17 protein-coding genes, 1 tRNA gene and 1 pseudogene are annotated in these 18147 nt (G+C 63.2%); 9 read left to right on the top strand and 10 right to left on the bottom strand.

All coding sequences use genetic code 11. The features are described from left to right. On the bottom strand, positions 1-333 hold a 333-nt coding region (locus tag JNC62_RS17720), incomplete at its 3' end, for a DDE-type integrase/transposase/recombinase (RefSeq protein WP_374840344.1). Positions 334-541: 208 nt separating this feature from the next. After that, on the bottom strand, positions 542-1030 hold the full coding sequence (locus JNC62_RS17715) for a fasciclin domain-containing protein (RefSeq protein WP_374840353.1): 489 nt from the start codon (positions 1028-1030) through the stop codon (positions 542-544). Positions 1031-1199: 169 nt separating this feature from the next. Here JNC62_RS17715 and JNC62_RS17710 point away from each other — a divergent pair, with 169 nt between their 5' ends. Both JNC62_RS17710 and JNC62_RS17705 read left to right on the top strand, forming a co-directional pair. Then, positions 1200-1781 (top strand): helix-turn-helix domain-containing protein, encoded by a 582-nt coding sequence (locus JNC62_RS17710; protein ID WP_374840342.1) that lies wholly within the window; start codon positions 1200-1202, stop codon positions 1779-1781. Positions 1782-1950: 169 nt separating this feature from the next. After that, positions 1951-2382, top strand: coding sequence for a potassium channel family protein (locus JNC62_RS17705; RefSeq protein WP_374840340.1), 432 nt, complete (start codon positions 1951-1953; stop codon positions 2380-2382). Between the two features lie 974 nt (positions 2383-3356). On the opposite strand, the pseudogene JNC62_RS17700 reads toward JNC62_RS17705, so the two are convergent. The 3 genes and pseudogenes from JNC62_RS17700 to JNC62_RS17690 all read right to left on the bottom strand — a co-directional run. Beyond that, a pseudogene (locus JNC62_RS17700) lies at positions 3357-3610 on the bottom strand (recombinase family protein); the annotation flags it as partial. A gap of 99 nt (positions 3611-3709) precedes the next feature. Continuing rightward, positions 3710-3785 (bottom strand) — tRNA-Ala (locus JNC62_RS17695). 148 nt (positions 3786-3933) lie between these two features. Beyond that, positions 3934-4320: a TIGR02300 family protein gene (locus JNC62_RS17690; protein ID WP_374840338.1), complete on the bottom strand. Its 387-nt coding sequence runs from the start codon at positions 4318-4320 to the stop codon at positions 3934-3936. A 305-nt stretch (positions 4321-4625) separates the two neighbouring features. Between JNC62_RS17690 and aroA the strand changes: the two genes are divergently transcribed. The 3 genes from aroA (at position 4626) to rpsA (ending at position 8524) form a co-directional block, all read left to right on the top strand. Continuing rightward, positions 4626-5987 (top strand): 3-phosphoshikimate 1-carboxyvinyltransferase, encoded by a 1362-nt coding sequence (gene aroA / locus JNC62_RS17685; RefSeq protein ID WP_374840336.1) that lies wholly within the window; start codon positions 4626-4628, stop codon positions 5985-5987. Positions 5988-6071: 84 nt separating this feature from the next. Further along, a complete protein-coding gene (gene cmk, locus JNC62_RS17680; RefSeq protein ID WP_374840334.1) occupies positions 6072-6701 on the top strand; it encodes a (d)CMP kinase in 630 nt (209 codons plus the stop codon). Between the two features lie 116 nt (positions 6702-6817). Beyond that, positions 6818-8524, top strand: a complete 1707-nt coding sequence (gene rpsA, locus JNC62_RS17675; RefSeq protein WP_374840332.1) for a 30S ribosomal protein S1 — start codon at positions 6818-6820, stop codon at positions 8522-8524. Between the two features lie 95 nt (positions 8525-8619). On the opposite strand, the gene JNC62_RS17670 is transcribed toward rpsA, so the two are convergent. Further along, positions 8620-10278, bottom strand: coding sequence for a hypothetical protein (locus JNC62_RS17670; RefSeq protein ID WP_374840330.1), 1659 nt, complete (start codon positions 10276-10278; stop codon positions 8620-8622). A 470-nt stretch (positions 10279-10748) separates the two neighbouring features. On the opposite strand from JNC62_RS17670, the gene JNC62_RS17665 reads away from it, so the two are divergent. Next, positions 10749-11081 carry a DUF6665 family protein gene (locus tag JNC62_RS17665; protein WP_374840328.1) on the top strand — a complete coding sequence of 111 codons (333 nt, stop codon included), beginning with the start codon at positions 10749-10751 and terminating at the stop codon, positions 11079-11081. A gap of 36 nt (positions 11082-11117) precedes the next feature. On the opposite strand, the gene JNC62_RS17660 is transcribed toward JNC62_RS17665, so the two are convergent. Together JNC62_RS17660 and JNC62_RS17655 are read right to left on the bottom strand one after the other, a co-directional pair. Continuing rightward, positions 11118-12341 carry a hypothetical protein gene (locus tag JNC62_RS17660; protein WP_374840326.1) on the bottom strand — a complete coding sequence of 408 codons (1224 nt, stop codon included), beginning with the start codon at positions 12339-12341 and terminating at the stop codon, positions 11118-11120. Between the two features lie 103 nt (positions 12342-12444). After that, on the bottom strand, positions 12445-13071 hold the full coding sequence (locus JNC62_RS17655) for a ribonuclease D (protein WP_374840324.1): 627 nt from the start codon (positions 13069-13071) through the stop codon (positions 12445-12447). 107 nt (positions 13072-13178) lie between these two features. On the opposite strand from JNC62_RS17655, the gene JNC62_RS17650 reads away from it, so the two are divergent. Both JNC62_RS17650 and JNC62_RS17645 read left to right on the top strand, forming a co-directional pair. Continuing rightward, positions 13179-13508 carry a hypothetical protein gene (locus JNC62_RS17650; RefSeq protein ID WP_374840322.1) on the top strand — a complete coding sequence of 110 codons (330 nt, stop codon included), beginning with the start codon at positions 13179-13181 and terminating at the stop codon, positions 13506-13508. Positions 13509-13578: 70 nt separating this feature from the next. Further along, entirely contained in the window at positions 13579-14610 is a 1032-nt protein-coding gene (locus tag JNC62_RS17645; protein ID WP_374840320.1) for a hydroxyacid dehydrogenase, read from the top strand. Here JNC62_RS17645 and JNC62_RS17640 read toward each other — a convergent pair. Both JNC62_RS17640 and JNC62_RS17635 read right to left on the bottom strand, forming a co-directional pair. Then, positions 14597-15355, bottom strand: a complete 759-nt coding sequence (locus JNC62_RS17640) for a type 1 glutamine amidotransferase (protein ID WP_374840318.1) — start codon at positions 15353-15355, stop codon at positions 14597-14599. The two genes, JNC62_RS17645 and JNC62_RS17640, sit on opposite strands and share 14 nt — an antisense overlap. A gap of 200 nt (positions 15356-15555) precedes the next feature. Beyond that, on the bottom strand, positions 15556-16782 hold the full coding sequence (locus JNC62_RS17635) for an ROK family transcriptional regulator (RefSeq protein ID WP_374840316.1): 1227 nt from the start codon (positions 16780-16782) through the stop codon (positions 15556-15558). 273 nt (positions 16783-17055) lie between these two features. Here JNC62_RS17635 and JNC62_RS17630 point away from each other — a divergent pair, with 273 nt between their 5' ends. Then, a complete protein-coding gene (locus tag JNC62_RS17630) occupies positions 17056-18081 on the top strand; it encodes a sugar ABC transporter substrate-binding protein (RefSeq protein WP_374840315.1) in 1026 nt (341 codons plus the stop codon). Positions 18082-18147 lie beyond the last annotated feature (66 nt).

Genomic DNA, 18147 nt, shown 5'->3' with positions numbered 1-18147 from the left:
CACCGCCATGAGCAGAGCCTGCAATACGACGTCCGTGGTTTGGCGACGCTGCAGTGCCCAGCCGATAACGCGGCGGGAAAAGAGATCGATGACGACAGCAAGATAAGCGAAGCCCTCGCAGGTTCGGATATAGGGGATGTCCGTGACAAACAGCCAGTCTGGCGGTCGCCATGATGGTTTGTTCAGCTGTCGATACCATTCTCCCGGACGAAAGAGGATCCCGGCAATAGCGGGTGCGAAGGCCGCCGCTGAAAAACCATAAGAGTCATTAATGAAGCCGAGCCTCAAACCAAAATCGACCGAACGTGGAAACCGGTTTCGGGACAAAGACATGCGATCCGACACTGACCGCAGACGACCAAACCCATCTGGAAATAGCGTAGGGTTTAGGGAGGGATCGCTGTCAGGCGATCCCTCCCCGGTGCCGTGTCTGTTGCGCCTGTTGTCGGGCGGACTCAACAAGGCCCAATACAGACGAGAGCGGCACAACCTGCCAAGCTGGCTATAGCCCGTTGCATGCAGGCGCCATCTCGCAACGGTGTCAGCCTTGCGGCGGCAGCAGAACCGTGTCGATCACGTGGATCACTCCGTTGGACGTGCCGATGTCGGCTGCCGTCACATTGGCATCATTGATCTTCACCGAGCTGCCATCCACCTGGATGCCAATGGCTTTGCCATTGACGGTTTTGGCCTCTTTGAGCTTGCCGACATCGGCTGCCATCACCTTGCCGGCGACAACGTGATAGGTCAGCACGTCAACGAGTTTCTGCTTGTTTTCCGGTTTCAGCAGGTCCTCGACGGTCCCCGCTGGAAGCTTGGCGAAGGCCTCATCGGTCGGTGCGAAAACCGTAAACGGACCGGCGCCTTTCAGAGTGGTGACCAATCCCGCGGCGTCGAGGGCAGCCGCCAGGGTCTTGAATTGACCGGCGCCGACAGCCGTATCGACGATATCCTTCTCTGCCGCATGTGCGGACATGCCGCCGGCTGCCATGGCCATCACTGCAGCGGCGAACAGGTTATTCATCCTCATCGACTTTCTCCCTTGGTTAGAGGTCTGCCCGCACATCGACAGGCGACGAGATTTCATACGGCGAAAATGAATTATCACGCCAGTCAAATTTTCGTGACATGAACTAGTTTTCTATTGACAGTTCAAAACTCGGTCGGCGATTGTCACCCCGTGAAAAGGAGAGAAAAGCATGCTGTCCGACACCCTTGCCGACGAACTCGAACGCTACCGGATCGGCCCTCGCATCAAGGCCCTGCGCTCTGAGAAGAAGATGGGCCTCGTGCAACTCGGCGAGCACACCGGCCTGTCGCCGGCCATGCTTTCGAAGATCGAGCGAGGGCAACTCTTTCCCACGCTTCCGACCCTTGTTCGCATCGCGCTGGTCTTCGGCGTTGATCTCGATCATTTTTTCACGAAGGAAGGTCCGCGTATTGCTGTGACCAGAAAAGGCGATCGTCTGCGTTTGCCGATCCCGCCCGGAGCCGAGGAACATCCGTCCTATTCGTTCGAGAGCCTGGACTATCCAATTGCCGACCGGCGTATGGATGCCTACCTCGCGGAGTTTGCCGGGCCTGGGAAGCCGTCACAGCCGCATCGGCATGGAAGCGCCGAGTTCATTTATGTTCTCAAGGGGCGATTGAATGTGAATGTTGACGGCGAAGACGTGTCGCTCGAAGAGGGCGATGCAATGTATTTTGATTCAAGCGCGCCGCACAGCTATTGGCGAGGAGGCGACGAAAACTGCTCGGCCGTCATCGTAACAACGCCCTAAAGGATCTCGCGCAAAGATGTGCAGCGGTATTGCGCGCACGACAGGCGCTGAGACAAGGACTTGAGGCGCCGGAAGCGAAGCCGAAGGCGGCCGCGGCGCGCTTCAGAGAATTCCCAGATTGTCTCTTCCGGCATTATCCTGAGCTATCGGCAAGCGCGGAGTGATGGGAATGGTCAACAATCTGGCGGTTGGGAGCGTCATTATCACGATAACGGTTCTCATTCACACCTTTGGGTTGATGGCCGTAACGAAGATAATGTCGCGAATGGTCGCGCGCTTCCGGATGCACGGCCATCGCAGCCGGGTGGTTGCGATGATCAGCACCGTCATGGGCCTGTTCGTCGTGCTGGCCGTGGAGATATGGCTCTGGGCGGCATGCTATCTGGCAATCGGCCTGCTGCCTGACTTCGAGACGGCGTTGTATTTTTCCATCGTGACGTTTTCGACCATCGGCTATGGCGACATCGTCCCGGCGCATGAGTGGCGCGTCCTTGCTGCACTCGAAGGCATAAACGGCTTCCTGTTCATCGGCTGGTCCACCGCCTATCTCGTCGCCGCCAGCACCCGGGTAGGCCCTTTCAAGTCCGGCGAACACTTCTGACCGCGCGCTGCCTTCCACAGCGCCCGATTCGCCAGGTGGCCCGGCAGGGCGCGCCCAATGATCGGCATTCTGAAGGAGCACGAGGCGGGCCCGCCGGTCTCGGAGCTGTGCCGCAAACATGGTGTCGCGATGCCAGCATCTCGCCTCCCGTGCTTTTGAGTGCCCCGACCGTGCGGCCGCCCCATGTCGGATGTGAAACATTCCAGGACTTAGCTTCGGCGGGTTCATTCAAGCCGCTGCGGTCACTGTGGCCCACAATTGCTGCACCGTCCGTCACCCCGATGGCGTGCGTTGAAGCGGTGAGGTTGCCATCGCAGGCTTCCAAGCACGATGCCTGGGGAATAGCACCGACCTGTCATCTTGCCTTGACCGCAGACGCCCTAAGCGGTCATCCGCCCCCTACACTACATCAGGGTTGTCCTGCGCTGCGGAGAACCATCGCTGGGCCAGTAACCTCGCGCCAAGCGCAGGCAATACTCCAGCGAAACCCGCCAAGTAGATGATGGCTGAGGGCCACGTGCTCGTACCGAGGAGAAGGATCGCGCAGATTGCAGTGGCGGTTCCACCGGAGAAGCCTGCACACCAATATCCTGAGCCGAGGTAGGGTCGCAACGCGGCGAATAAAGCTCCGCCTATTAGGGATGGCACCAAGCCCAAGAGGTACCCCATAAGCAAGATGAACCCGACATCCTCCCAGTTTCGAACCCAAAAAGGTACCAGTAAGAAGATTACGCCTATCGGTGGACCAAACGCCACGGCGAATAGTATGACCTTCCAAGCCGTTGGTTGACGTGCCAAATCCAGTAGTTCCGCGTAGCTGCAACCCATCAACCATAGTACAGACGCAAAGGATACTACAACGTCCGCTCGTGGGGCGCGAAGCGGGGAGGTTTCCGGCACCGTGCTTTACCATGATCGCGCCATGAAAAAGCACTATCGCCCCATCGAGCATGAACGCATAACACACTCGCGAGTTATGCGCCTTCGCCTGCCCTTTTCGCCAAGCGCGAGAGCGCAGAACGAGAGCAGCCGGTTGCCTTCACAATGCTATTCCAACTCTGCTTGTTGGCGAGCATCTGCATGATGGTTTCATTCCGCTCGATGTCCTCAGGTCCCACCTGTAGACGCCTTCTGCTTTCGCCTTCGCTATCCCTTGCGCCTGCCGCCTCCTGCGGTCCTCGTAGTCCTTACGGGCGATGGCTGCGAGCATGTCGAGCATCATCCCGTTGGATCGGTCTGAAGCACTGGTCTGACCTGTTCTGAGCGATCAGGCAGCCAATCAGCTAACCATTTGAATACGCTTTTGTTTTTGAAGTCACAAAGGGAATGGTGGAGCTAAGCGGGATCGAACCGCTGACCTCTTGCATGCCATGCAAGCGCTCTCCCAGCTGAGCTATAGCCCCATCAAGGGTCCGGCGAGGCCGGTTCCGGGATACCGAGCCGGTGTGTTTCCCCGGCAGGTGCGGCTTCATACTTCCGGTTTCCGAAGATGGCAAGCCGAAAAATTCTCTCCGGCCGGATTTTTTTGATTCCGGCCGGAAAAACAAGATCTTAGACTTCCTCGTCGTCGCCGGTGACGCCGATGATGCCGCTCATGTCGTCGTCGTCGTCATCCTCGTCCTGCTCGAGGAAGGTATCGTCCTCGTCGCCGATCTCGACGTCTTCGTCGTCCAGGTCCGGCAGATCGTCGCCGCCCGCCGCCTCGTCATCAGCGTCCTCGAGCGAAACCAGTTCGACGTCCGGGTTCTCCGTATCGACCTCATTGACCTCTTCGTCCTCATCCTTCTCCAGAACGGCGGCCGCGGAGGTTTCCTCAAAGAAGGAGAGCGGATAGGACTTGCCCGTGTAGGGCGAAACGATCGGATCGCGGTTCAGGTCGTAGAACTTACGGCCGGTTTCCGGGTCAATGCGCTTGGTTCCAAGTTCCGGTTTTGCCACAGTCAAAGCCTCTTGAATGGCCGAATATTTCCGGCGAAGCCGGATAACCGGCAGGTGATCGAGAAAAAGAATTAGCCGGCTCCCATAATCGTCTTGCCCGCCGCTGTCAAAGCCTAACTTTGCCGGCCGTTAGCGGGTCCGGGCGGCCATGAAATTCGCGACGGCTTTTCCGCGGCAAGGTGGATGACGCTTCCGGTGCTTTGTGCTAGCAAGCCGCACACCTTCGATGGGGGATGGCGCCAGGACAATCGCGTTCGCAGATCGGCCGGCCGTCCCGCACGGTCTGAATAGAGGATCTCCGTTCCATGTCGCATGGTACCCCGCCAAAGCCCGCAACCGCACGCAAGTCATCGACCGCCCTTTCGGGAACCGTCCGCATCCCGGGCGACAAGTCGATCTCGCATCGCGCCTTCATGTTCGGCGGGCTTGCCAGCGGCGAGACTCGGATCACCGGCCTGCTCGAGGGCGAGGACGTGATCAACACCGGCAAGGCCATGCGGGCGATGGGCGCGAAGATCCGCAAAGAGGGCGACGTCTGGATCATCAACGGGGTCGGCAACGGCGCGCTGCTTGCGCCCGAGGCTGCGCTCGACTTCGGCAATGCCGGCACCGGCTGCCGCCTGATGATGGGCCTCGTCGGCGTCTACGATTTCGATTCGACCTTCCTCGGCGACGCCTCTCTGACCAAACGCCCGATGGGGCGCGTGCTGAACCCGCTGCGCGAGATGGGCGTGCAGGTAAAGGCGGCAGACGGCGACCGCCTGCCGGTAACGCTCCGCGGGCCACAGGCGGCGACACCGATCACCTATCGGGTGCCGATGGCCTCGGCCCAGGTAAAGTCGGCCGTCCTGCTCGCCGGCCTCAACACGCCGGGGATCACCACGGTGATCGAACCGGTCATGACGCGCGACCACACGGAGAAGATGCTGCAGGGTTTTGGTGCGAACCTGAGCGTCGAGACGGATGCAAGCGGCGTCCGCACGATCCGCCTGGAAGGCCAGGGGAAATTGACCGGCCAGGTGATCGACGTGCCCGGCGACCCGTCCTCCACCGCCTTCCCGCTCGTGGCCGCCCTGCTCGTCCCTGGTTCGGACGTCACCATCCTCAACGTCTTGATGAATCCGACGCGGACCGGGCTGATCCTGACGCTGCAGGAGATGGGCGCGAACATCGAAATATTGAATGCGCGCCTTGCCGGCGGCGAGGACGTGGCCGACCTGCGTGTGCGCCATTCCGAACTGAAGGGCATCACCGTGCCGGAGGACCGCGCACCCTCCATGATCGACGAGTATCCGATCCTCGCCGTCGCCGCCGCCTTCGCCAAGGGGACGACGGTGATGAACGGGCTGGAGGAACTGCGGGTGAAGGAAAGCGACCGGCTGTCTGCCGTCGCCGTCGGGCTGAAGCTCAACGGCGTCGACTGCGACGAGGGCGAGGCATCGCTGGTCGTGCGCGGACGGCCCGACGGCAAGGGCCTCGGCAACGCTTCGGGTGCCGCGGTGGCCACCCATCTCGACCACCGCATCGCCATGAGCTTTCTCGTCATGGGCCTGGTGTCCGAACATCCGGTGACGGTGGACGACGCGACGATGATCGCCACGAGCTTTCCGGAGTTCATGGGACTGATGACGGGGCTCGGGGCGCAGATCGAGGACTGTAACGCGTAAGCAGCCGTCCATGGGCCATTGGCGCCGCGCCGCATTTTCCGATAACACGGACGGCGAAGGCGGTTTTTCAAGCAAGGATTCCCAATGCCGACGATTGCCATCGACGGTCCAGCGGCTGCCGGCAAGGGCACATTGTCACGCCGCATCGCCGAGCTTTACGGCTTTCATCACCTGGATACCGGCCTGACCTACCGCGCCACAGCCAAGGCGCTGCTCGACGGCGGCCTGCCGCTCGATGACGAAGCGGTTGCGGTCGAGGTTGCCCGCAATCTCGATTTGTCAGGCCTGGACCGTGCTGTGCTTTCCGCCCACGAGATCGGAGAGGCCGCCTCGAAAATCGCCGTTATGCCTGCCGTGCGACGCGCGCTGGTCGAGGCGCAACGGGCGTTTGCCTTGCGGCAGCCCGGTACGGTGCTCGACGGGCGTGACATCGGCACGGTCGTCTGCCCGGACGCCACCGTGAAACTCTTCGTGACGGCCTCGCCCGAGGTCCGGGCCCGTCGCCGCTACGACGAGATCATCGCCAATGGCGGCAAGGCGGACTACGACGCCGTGTACGAGGATGTGCGCCGGCGGGACGAACGCGACATGGGCCGCGCCGACAGCCCGCTGCGCCCCGCGGAAAACGCGCACTTGCTTGACACCTCGGAAATGAGTATAGAGGCGGCGTTTTTGGCGGCGAAATCCATCGTCGACGCCGCCCTTAAGCAGTAGAGCGATTGCCGTCCCCGCGCCGGTTTGGCTTCCCCTTCGGGAAGCGGACGTGCCTCGCTCGTCGTCAACGCTAACCCCCGGCGCGCGTGCCTTCATCCGGCACACCAGGAGTTTCCATGTCCCAAGCTAATCCCACGCGCGACGATTTCGCAGCCCTCCTGCAGGAATCGTTTGCCACCCACGACCTGGCCGAAGGCTACGTCACCAAGGGCATCATTACCGCCATCGAGAAGGATGTCGCAATCGTTGACGTCGGCCTCAAGGTCGAGGGCCGCATCGCGCTCAAGGAATTCGGCGCCAAGTCCAAGGACGGCACGCTGAAGGTCGGCGACGAAGTCGAGGTCTATGTCGAGCGCATCGAAAACGCGCTCGGCGAGGCTGTTCTCTCGCGCGAAAAGGCTCGCCGCGAAGAGAGCTGGGCCAAGCTCGAAGTCAAGTTCGAAGCTGGCGAGCGCGTCGAAGGAGTCATCTTCAACCAGGTCAAGGGTGGCTTCACCGTCGATCTCGACGGCGCCGTCGCCTTTCTGCCGCGGTCGCAGGTCGACATCCGTCCGATCCGCGACGTCACGCCGCTCATGCACAATCCGCAGCCCTTCGAAATCCTCAAGATGGACAAGCGCCGCGGCAACATCGTCGTTTCGCGCCGCACGGTTCTCGAAGAGTCGCGCGCCGAGCAGCGGTCTGAAATCGTCCAGAACCTCGAAGAAGGCCAGGTTGTTGACGGCGTCGTCAAGAACATCACCGACTACGGTGCGTTCGTCGACCTCGGCGGCATCGACGGCCTGCTGCACGTCACCGACATGGCCTGGCGCCGCGTCAACCATCCGTCGGAGATCCTGTCCATCGGCCAGCAGGTCAAGGTTCAGATCATCCGCATCAACCAGGAAACCCACCGCATCTCGCTCGGCATGAAGCAGCTCGAGAGCGATCCGTGGGATGGCATCGGCACGAAGTACCCGACCGGCAAGAAGATCTCCGGTACGGTTACGAACATCACCGACTACGGTGCGTTCGTCGAACTGGAGCCGGGTATCGAAGGCCTGATCCACATCTCCGAAATGTCCTGGACCAAGAAGAACGTACACCCCGGCAAGATCCTGTCCACGAGCCAGGAAGTCGACGTTGTCGTTCTGGAAGTCGACCCGACCAAGCGCCGCATCTCGCTCGGCCTCAAGCAGACGCTCGAGAACCCGTGGGAAGCCTTCGCGCACAGCCACCCGGCCGGCACCGAAGTCGAAGGCGAAGTCAAGAACAAGACCGAATTCGGCCTGTTCATTGGCCTCGAAGGCGACGTCGACGGCATGGTCCACCTTTCCGACCTCGACTGGAACCGTCCGGGCGAGCAGGTCATCGAGGAGTACAACAAGGGCGACGTCGTCAAGGCTGTCGTTCTCGATGTGGACGTCGACAAGGAGCGCATCTCGCTCGGCATCAAGCAGCTCGGCCGTGACGCGGTCGGCGAAGCTGCCGCTTCCGGCGATCTGCGCAAGAACGCTGTCGTCTCCTGCGAAGTCATCGCCATCAACGACGGCGGCATCGAAGTGAAGCTCGTCGACCACGAGGACATCACCGCGTTCATCCGCCGCGGCGACCTTTCGCGTGACCGCGACGAACAGCGTCCGGAGCGCTTCTCCGTCGGCCAGACCGTCGACGCGCGCGTCCTGAACTTCTCGAAGAAGGATCGCAAGATCCAGCTTTCGATCAAGGCGCTGGAAATTGCCGAAGAGAAGGAAGCCGTCGCACAGTTCGGTTCGTCCGACTCGGGCGCTTCGCTCGGCGACATCCTCGGCGCGGCTCTGAAGAACCGCGGCAACGCAGAATAATCTCGGCGTTGGTTGAAACATCAAGCCCGCGGGGAGCGATCCCCGCGGGCTTTTTCATGCTCAAAGCGCCGCACAGGGCAGGTCACCGCCGGCGCTCAGGTCCAGTACTCCCCGAGCCGCTGGTAGAAGGCAAAGCCCGGGTCGGGCGGACCGACGAACTCCTCCATCCTGCTGCGGCGACGCGCGAGATCGGGATCGGTATCGGCCGGCTCTTGCGTCTGCTGATCCTCGTCGCTTGCGTCTTCCTTGCCGTCGCCGGATTGGTTGTCGCCGCCCCTATCAGATGTCTCTTCCTCGTTGCCCTCATCCGGCCGCGGAGCCTTTTCGCTGTCGATGTCGTCCTGCGCGGGCTGGTGGGGAACAACGGGAAAGCCAATTCCGTCCCGCAACGCCAGCGGGATGGGAAGCCGCTCCAGCGGCCGATCCAATTGCGGCACTGCATTTGCGGCAGTTCGGACGAACTTCTCGCCCTGCTCGGTCCTCGGTTGCGGCCCCTCGACGCTCTCCTCCTCCCGCAGCGCGGCGGGCACGGCAGCGGGGCCTGCGTCGTCGCCGGCGTCTTCCGTCGGCAATGGTCTGGGCGGTCCCGGCTCGTTCCCGACCGGCCGGTCGGTCGCGCCCGGCTTTGCGTCGAATGCCCGCCGGTCTGCGGCTGGATCGTCAATGGCGGGTTCGGGCAGCGGTGATTGGTTTACGGCATCCGGCGCCTCGGGCAGCGGCGCCTCCAGCAGCAGGCGCAGGACGAGCGCTTCGCCGTCCGTCAGGTTGGCAATGAGGCCGGCGATCAGTCGCTGCACGCTTTCCTGCGAGGCTCGGGCTCCGACGGCAGGCGCGTTCACGGCGGCGCTGTTGGCGGCGTGCTCGGGGGGGCGCCCCAAGGAATTGGCTTTGCCTGTTTGCCGGTCGCCCGCATCGGCATCCAGCAGAGACTGACCGGTCAGGCGGTCTTCCGCCGCCCTTGCCGCGTCAAAGCCCAAGCGGGCGCCATCGAAGCTCCCATGCGTGGAGACCTGCAAGGCGCTGGCGGCACCTTGCGTACCAGTTCCGGCAGCGACGGACGCTTGCATCGCCATTCTGGCAAGCGTCGTCGCCTGCCCAGGCTCGCCACGCGAACGACCGGGGCTTGGTTGCGCTTGGGCGCCGGCCTCGAACATCCTGCGCAAGGCCGCCTGCAAGGCCCTGCTGTCGCCTGCTCCTGGGTTCGTCGCGCCGGAGTGCTGATCCCGTCCAAAATTCCGCGACGAGGCGGCAAGCTGTGCCTCCAGGCCAGCAAAGCGCGGATTGACCTTGCCGAGCGCGCGGTCGACAGTCGCCGTTTCGGTGGTGGCGGCCAGCAGCGCCTGCGCCAAGCGCTGCGCATCCCGTCCTCCGGGATTGCGGATGATCTCCATCAGCACACGCGTTGAAGCAACGGACAGCGCCGTCGTCAGCAGCCGTTCGATCGACGGCCGCATCTCGGACGGCAGACGCGAAAGCAGAATGGCAAGACGCTTGGCCGGCTCGTCGTCCTTGCCGTCGCGGGGCGGCATCGTCTTCATCGCTGCAAACAGGACGTCGAGCAGTTGATGGGCGACGTTGCCCTTGTCGCCCCGTTGACCGATCTGGCGCATCATGGCCTCGAGCAGGCGAAGAACCAAGGCCGCCCGCAGGTTGGCCAGCGCCTCGGCGGACAGCACGGGGCGTTGCCCGCCCTCGGTGGTCGGGTCCGGCAGCGGAGTCGAGACTGTGACTTGCATCGCCAAGCGCGGCAGCATCACTTCCTCCATCCGGCATCTTCTGCGTGCCGCCATCCGACTGGCACGATGCCGCTCTCCAACGATCCATGTTCAAGGTGGGGGAGCATCATGCGCGCCCATGAGCTGATGACTGGCCGGCCCGCCCGGTGCGGGCCCTGTACGCGTGGCCGGGAACCGAGCCACGGGAACTGGCGATGCGCGACACGATGGGACCGGGCCCCGGATTCCTGTTTGGATGTCGCGCAGGACAATCAATAAGCCAAATTACGCACCGCATGGTTAACAATCGGTAAAGCCGGATCGGTCGGCAACCCCGTGCGGCGCCTTGTCCCCGGGCGGACATCGAATGCGGGGATCGTACAGGATTGCGGAACCGAAGCTTGGCCGGCGGATCAGCAGCGCGCAGGCTCGATGTCTTTTTCGGCTTGCACTTCGCCCTGTCCTTGCCGATCTTCGGGTAAGCTTGGCCAGCATGATTGGAGGTCCCCATGTCCGTGCGCCCGCCGCAGTCGCTTGCCCGACCGACGTTCTCCGGCATCAACGTGCTCGAATACGAATTGATGGCCGAACGTGCTGACGCGCTTGGGCGCCATGGGCTCAAAGTCGAAAAGGCGCTGGAGCGGTTGAGAACAGATGCGGGGCCCGGGTGCGCGGCGAAACTGCGCGAGGAACTGCTGGACTCGGCGGCGGATGCCGTCTGGGCCTTCTTCATCCAGCGCGAGATCTGCGGCCTGCGCGACCAGCGCGACATCATCCGCCGCTACGAGATTCCGCAAGCGGTCCTCGCGCGGGTCGGGATCGTGCGCAAGAGCGGGCCCTAGGAAAAAGGCTCGATCAGAGCGTCAGACGCGCCTGTTTCAGGCGGCCCTCCGTCTCAGCAGTTCGTAAATCCCGATATCGTCGATGGGAAGCACGAGTACCGCGCCTTGCTCGATCGCATCGGACAGAGGCAGGAGATCGCGCGCCGCGGCCTCGGGCTGCGCGCCCGGAGCAACGTTCGACAGATTTGCCGCAACGTTCTCACCCGGAGCGTCGCCGCTTCCCGGCGCATCGTCAATGTCGGCTTGCTCCATCGGTTCGGACGCAAGAACCTGAATGATCTGAAGGCTGTCATTGGTGGAAGCGGTTGCGTCACCGGCACTCACGACATCCTCGAGATGTTCCTTCACGGCGTCCTGTTGTTCGCGGACGTTTTCGAGCTTGTCGGCGTTTTCCAGGTTCTGGATGTCCTGCTTGCGCTCGGCCTTGGTCTCCGCGTCCTCGACCCTGCCCGGTTCGGACCTCGCATCACGCTGCTTCAGCTCCTCGACGGTCTTCGGATCCGCCACATCCTCAAGACGCTGGAGCACCTTGCGCATCTCCCGCGTCATCGACTTGTCGTCTTCGGCCTTCTCGGCCAGCGCCGCCTTTATCTTCCGCGCCGCCTCACTCCAGGGATTGGCGATCGCTTCGATGACGTCCTGTGCCTTCAGGCCAAGCGCCTTCAGGCCGGTTTTCTCTTCGAGACGATCGACGTTTTCAGGCAAGGTCGCACGCATTGACATCAGCGCAGCGGACATCTGTTCGCCGAAATCCTTCTCCTCGCCGGTCAAACCGGCTTCCTTGGCAAAGCGTGCGGCCATTTTCGCCCTGGGATCGGTGTCGGCCGTTGCCCCGCCATTGAGGACGGAGATGACGTCTTCTTCGGTTACTCCGAGCGAATTCAGCGAGATCTTGACGGGCTCTCCAAGAGAATCGGCTTTCTGGTACTCCAGCATTGCCACAGCGTCGCCGAGCCGTTGCGCAAAGGTTCTGCTCGGCTCGTCATGACCTTGCGACAGGCCCAACGCCGACGTGAAGCGTGCGATCAGGGTCGCCATCGGATCCGGATCGCCCTTCCTTGCGCCAAAAAAGTGGGCGTTGATCTTTTCATTCGCCGCCGCCGAGACCGGATCGGGGTGTGTTCCGACGATCTTGTCATTCTTTTCCTTGCCCGCGGCCTTGTCCTCGGCCTCCTTCCGCCGTGCCTCGATGTCTTCGAGCATCGTGCGAAGCTGTTCGGACGCAAAAAGGCCGGTTGACTGCTGAAGCGGCGGGAGCATGCAATTGTCCTGATTGCAAAATCGATAGACTCTGCAGCCAAGGATAAAGAGGCGCGGTTAATCGGATGTTACCCGGATGCCCGCAGATCCCGCCACCGGTGCCTCAGCTGTGGGCGAAGATATCCGTTTCCTCCCAGCCGAGCAGATCGAGCTTGGCGCGCGTCGGCAGAAAGGCGAAGCAGGCCTCGGCGTGCTGCAGCCGGCCGTCGCGAACGAGCCGCGCCATGAGCTTGTCGCGCAGCGCATGCAGATGCAGCACGTCGGAGGCGGCATATTCGAGCTGCGCCGGCGACAGCGTTTCCGCGGCCCAATCGGAGGATTGCTGCTGCTTGGAGATGTCGATTTCGAGCAGTTCCTTCAGGTTGTCCTTCAACCCGTGCCGATCGGTGTAGGTCCGCGTCAGCCGCGAGGCGATCTTGGTGCAGAACACGGGCGAACAGGTGACGCCGAAGGTGTGAAACAGCACGGCGATGTCGAAGCGGCCATAGTGAAAGATCTTCTGGCGGGACGGGTCGCTCAGCATCGCGACGAGATTGGGGGCGCGCGTCTGGCCGGCGGCAATCTTGATGACGTCGGCCGTTCCGTCGCCGGGCGAGAGTTGGACGACGCAGAGCCGGTCGCGACGCGGGATCAGACCGAGCGTCTCGGTGTCGATCGCGATTGCACCCGTGTAGCGCGCCGCATCCGCCGCCGGGATGTCGCCCTCGTGATATCGTATTGCATTTGCCATCGAAGACCCCACATGAAACCGCACAGACTGTGAGTGCGCTATAACGCATGTTTGCCCGCCGGGGTACTCCAAAGCGGCGATATTGCGCGCCGATCGGAAGACCAGCGATGAACAAGCCCTTCAAACTCCGCCCGTTGACCTGCCTCCTCGCTGTTTTCCTCATGGCGCTGCCGCCGGTGGCGTTCGGGCAGCCGCTGGGCGCGTTCACTGTCAACGACAGAAGCGATCCCTTCACCGACCTTCCCGGCGTCAAGACCCCGGAAGAAGCGGCGAGGAAGGACGAGATGATCTGCTCGCAAAGCTACGACGAAACCGAGCCGCGGCGGTGGGGCGAATTCAGGCAGCCGGTTTACACGTGCACGCAGAACGGCCGGACTTTTACCAGCCGCAACCCGCCGCCGTCGCGGGAGCGCGCCCTGCGCGGTATCGGCTGGTAGGCTGACAAGCGACAATCCGTGTTATCAAGCGCTCAGGATGCGTGGCGATCGCCGCGCGGGAGGAAAGACGATGACCGACACGACCAAACCACTGGTAATCAGCGCACCCGAGCCGCGCACGCTCGACCTGATCTTCACCCCCGAATCACTCGGCCGCCTCAAGGCGAACTACCGTATCGTTGAGGCAGATCCCGAGAACATTGCCGGCCTGGATGAGGCCATCCTGTCCGAGACGCGCTACATCCTCGGCCAGCCGCCGCTCTCGGCGGAGACGCTCGCAAGGATGCCGGCACTGCGCTGCATCCTCAATGTCGAGAGCAATCTCATCAACAACATGCCCTACGAGGTCCTGTTTTCCCGCGGCATTCACGTGGTGACAACCGGGCAGGTCTTCGCCGAACCCGTCGCCGAGCTCGGCCTTGCCCTGGCGCTGAACCTTGCCCGCGACGTCATCGATGCCGATCTCGACTTTCGCGAGGGACGCGAGCGCTGGGGCGGCGAAGGCAATGCCGGCGCGCGCCTCGTTTCTGGTTCGGATATCGGCATCATCGGGTTCGGCGACCTTGGCAGGGCGCTGAACCGGGTTCTGTCAGGCTTCCGCGCCCGTATCCGCGTCTTCGACCCGTGGATGCCGCCGTCGATCCTGAGGGAAGCCGGCGTCGAACCAGCTCCGCTCGAGACTGTCCTGTCCGAGAGCGATTTCGTGTTCGTGGTCGCCGCGGTAACGAGCGAGAACAAGGGCTTCCTCGGCGCCGAGGCCTTTGCGCGGATGCGCAAGGGGGCTGCCTTCATCCTGCTCAGCCGCGCCGATGTCGTCGATTTCGACGCCCTGATCGCGGCGGTCGAGAGCGGCCGGATCGTGGCTGCAAGCGACGTCTACCCGCAGGAGCCGCTTGCGGCGGATCACCCGGTCCGACGGCTGAAGGGGTTCATCCGATCGGCGCATCGGGCCGGCGCGCTCGATTCCGCGTTCAAGAAGATGGGCGAAATGGTGCTCGAGGACATGGATCTGATGGATCGTGGCCTCCCGCCCATGCGCTGCAAGCGGGCGGAGCGGGAGACCGTATCGCGCATGCGCTCCAGGCCGGTCAGCGTGAACTGATACGCCGCCCGCCGTCGGCCTCGCCATCGGCAGCGGCCACACCAGCCATGATCGTCGACACCCAGGCTCGCGCGATCGCAAGCCCGGCGGCGTCGGCGTCCGGCCCGTGCACTGCGGCTAGTTCATCGTGACGGGCGAGCCATCCCGGCGACACGCGCTCCATCTGATCGGGGAAGACCTCGCGCCAGTGCGCGGCGACGGTTCGGTCGACCTCGAAATGGAACTGTGTCCCATAGGCAGCGCGGCCGATGCGAAACGCCTGGTTGGCGGCGGCAGCGTTATGCGCCAGATGCGCTGCGCCGGCAGGCAGCGTGAAGGTATCGCTATGCCATTGGAAGATCGGGAACATGCCACCGACCGACGCCAGCAGCGGATCCGCCAGCCCCTCGTCCGTGGGATGGACGTCACACCAGCCGAACTCGGCGGCCACACCGATCAGGTTTGTCGCGCCATAACCCCGCGCCAGCAGCTGGCTGCCGAGGCAGACGCCGAGCACCGACTTGCCGGCGTCCCCGTATCGACGCATCAGAGCGGCCAGATCGGGCAGATAGGGGTGCTTCTCGTCATCGATGGCCGATTGCGGTCCGCCCATCACGACGAGGGCGTCGTACTCCGCCTCATCCGCCGGCAGCGCCTCGCCGGCATGGGGTTTGCAAAGCACGATTTCTGCTCCGGCTTCGCTCAGCGCCGCCTCCACCTGCCCGAGGACTGTCACCCTGTCATTTTCGACGACCAGCACCCGCATGCGAACTTTCTCCTCATCCGTTAAGCGGGCGCAAGGAAGCACGAGCTGGCGCGGCTAGCAAGGATGGACAGAAAAGTGCCCGGCTGGTTTGCAGCCGGGCAAGGCGGGGAGGATATCGAAGGCACGGCAACCATGCCACGGAGAGGGGCGGCCCGGCTGTTCCCTACGGAACAGCTCGCCCCCGATCGGCTGTGCCCCCGTCAGGCCGGTTCCTTGAAAAGGACGTTCTGGTCGAGCAGGTAGCGGGCAAAGAGCGGCAGGCTGGCGGCCCCGATGGTTCGCGCCTGGCTGCCGGCCTCGCCCTCGAGTAATTCAGGCATGATCACACCCTGCAGGTCATGCCTGTCGAGCGCGGCGCGGGTGGCGATCACGATCCGTCGCCGCACCCAGGCGGGGAAACCGCCATCGATCACCGCCGCCGAAAAGTCGATGACGGAGGCAGCGGCGATCAGCGCCTGGGCGAGGGCTGCGGCGGCGTCCTGGATCCAGGTTTCGAGCTGTTCGCCGAAATCGACCCAATCGTCCGGCGAATACCACAGCGGTCGCGGATCGATGCCGCGCGCCCGCAAATGATTCTCCAGCACGAAGATCGAGGCGATCTTCAACAGCTGCACCGTCCGTCCATCCCGGCCCTGCACGGGCAGCGGGCCGATGGCGCCGGCCGTTCCGGTGCGGCCGGAAAAGAGCGCCGAATTGAGCACGACGCCGCCACCGATGAAGGAACCGATGAAGAGGTAGATGAAATCGGGATAGCGCTGGCCCAGACCGAAGACGAGTTCCGCGGCGCAGGCGCTGGTCGCATCGTTCTGCAGGAACACCGGATGACTGACGCGACGGGAGACCTCCCGCTGCAGGTCGACGCCGCGCCAGCGATCCATGTCCTCTTGCGGCGCGCCGACCTCAGCCGCCCAGTTCCACAGCTCGAACGGCGTCGCGACACCGATGCCGGCGATGCGCTGCCGCTGCTCATCGGTCATCTGCCCTTCCAGTTCGGCGATGCCGCCAATGATGAACGAGACAATGTCGTCCGGCATGGGGTAGGCATAGATGCGGCGGATCTGCAGACGCACCTGCCCGACGAAATCCATCACGGCAAGCTCGGCGCTGCGTCGCCCGATCTTGACCCCGAAGGAATAGACCGCGTCCGGATTGAGCCGCATGGGCGTCGAAGGCTGGCCGACCTTGCCGCGCGTGGGCTCGCCACGGATGAGCAATCCATCGGCCTCGAGCGCGCGCATGATGACCGTGACGGTCTGGGGCGACAGGCCGCTGCGACGGGCGATTTCCGCCTTGGAAAGCTCGCCGTGCCGGCGCACGAGCGACATGACGAGGCGCTCGTTGTAGGCCCGCACGCGCACCTGGTTCGACCCACCGGACGGATCAAGAATCACCGCCGGCGCGATCGCCGGTGCGGTTGCCTCAGCCATGCAGGTCTCCTCCCAAAATCCGGCAAGGGATGTCTGTCGCGTCGTCCGCGCCATCCCCGTTTCCCGGGCATTCGCGTACCTGTGCGGGCTATGCCCCGATTTGCCGTAGCATGCCAGATCGAATTAATAATTCAATTCGATTTATTTATTGACAAGCGGTTTCTTCGGTGTTTCCCTTGCCATTGGAAGCACGGCCGTCCTGCGAGGAACAGAAACGGCCACGGCATCCGGATGCGCAGAGGGCGTATCCCGTTTCATCCTTGGGAGGATTACATGAAGAAGACCATTGTGAGCGCTGCTCTCGGCGCACTCGCGCTCGGCGTCGCATTTGCTTCGCCTGCCGCCGCTGCAGACATCACCGCCTGCCTGATCACCAAGACCGACACCAATCCTTTCTTCGTCAAGATGAAGGAAGGCGCGACCGCGAAGGCCAAGGAACTCGGCATGACGCTGAAGGCCTATGCCGGCAAGATCGACGGTGACCACGACAGCCAGGTCGCCGCGGTGGAATCCTGCATCGCCGACGGCGCCAAGGGGATCCTGATCGCCGCTTCCGACACCAAGGCAATCGTCGATCAGGTCAAGAAGGCGCAGGACGCCGGCCTGCTCGTGATCGCGCTCGATACCCCGCTCGATCCGGCGACCGCCGCCGATGCGACGTTCGCGACCGACAACCTGATGGCCGGCAAGCTGATCGGCCAGTGGGCCGCCGCCACCATGGGCGACAAGGCCAAGGACGCCAAGATCGGCTTTCTCGACCTGACGCCGTCGCAGCCGACGGTGGACGTGCTGCGTGACCAGGGCTTCATGATCGGCTTCGGCATCGATCCGAAGGACCCCAACAAGATCGGCGACGAGGACGACCCGCGCATCGTCGGCCACGACGTGACGAACGGCAACGAGGAAGGCGGCCGCAAGGCGATGGAAAACCTCCTCCAGAAGGATCCCGACATCAACGTGATCCACACGATCAACGAGCCGGCCGCCGTCGGCGCCTACCAGGCGCTCAAGGCCGTCGGCAAGGAGAACGACGTTCTGATCGTCTCCGTCGACGGCGGTTGCCCGGGCGTCAAGTCGGTTGCCGAGGGCGTCATCGGCGCCACCTCGCAGCAGTACCCGCTGATGATGGCCGCGCTCGGCGTCGAGGCGATCAAGAAATATGCCGAGACTGGCGAGAAACCGAAGCCGACCGAAGGCAAGGACTTCTTTGACACCGGCGTGGCGCTCGTCACCGACAAGCCGGCCGCCGGCGTCGAATCGATCGACGTCAAGACCGGCACGGAGAAGTGCTGGGGCTAGTCCTCTCGTCCAGCATGGCGAGGCATGAACCGAAGGGCGGCCCGCCGCCCTTCGCACATGGACGCT

The sequence above is a fragment of the Mycoplana ramosa genome (assembly GCF_041930185.1).
Taxonomy (GTDB): domain Bacteria; phylum Pseudomonadota; class Alphaproteobacteria; order Rhizobiales; family Rhizobiaceae; genus Mycoplana; species Mycoplana ramosa.
This window is presented reverse-complemented; position numbering and strand designations above follow the sequence as displayed.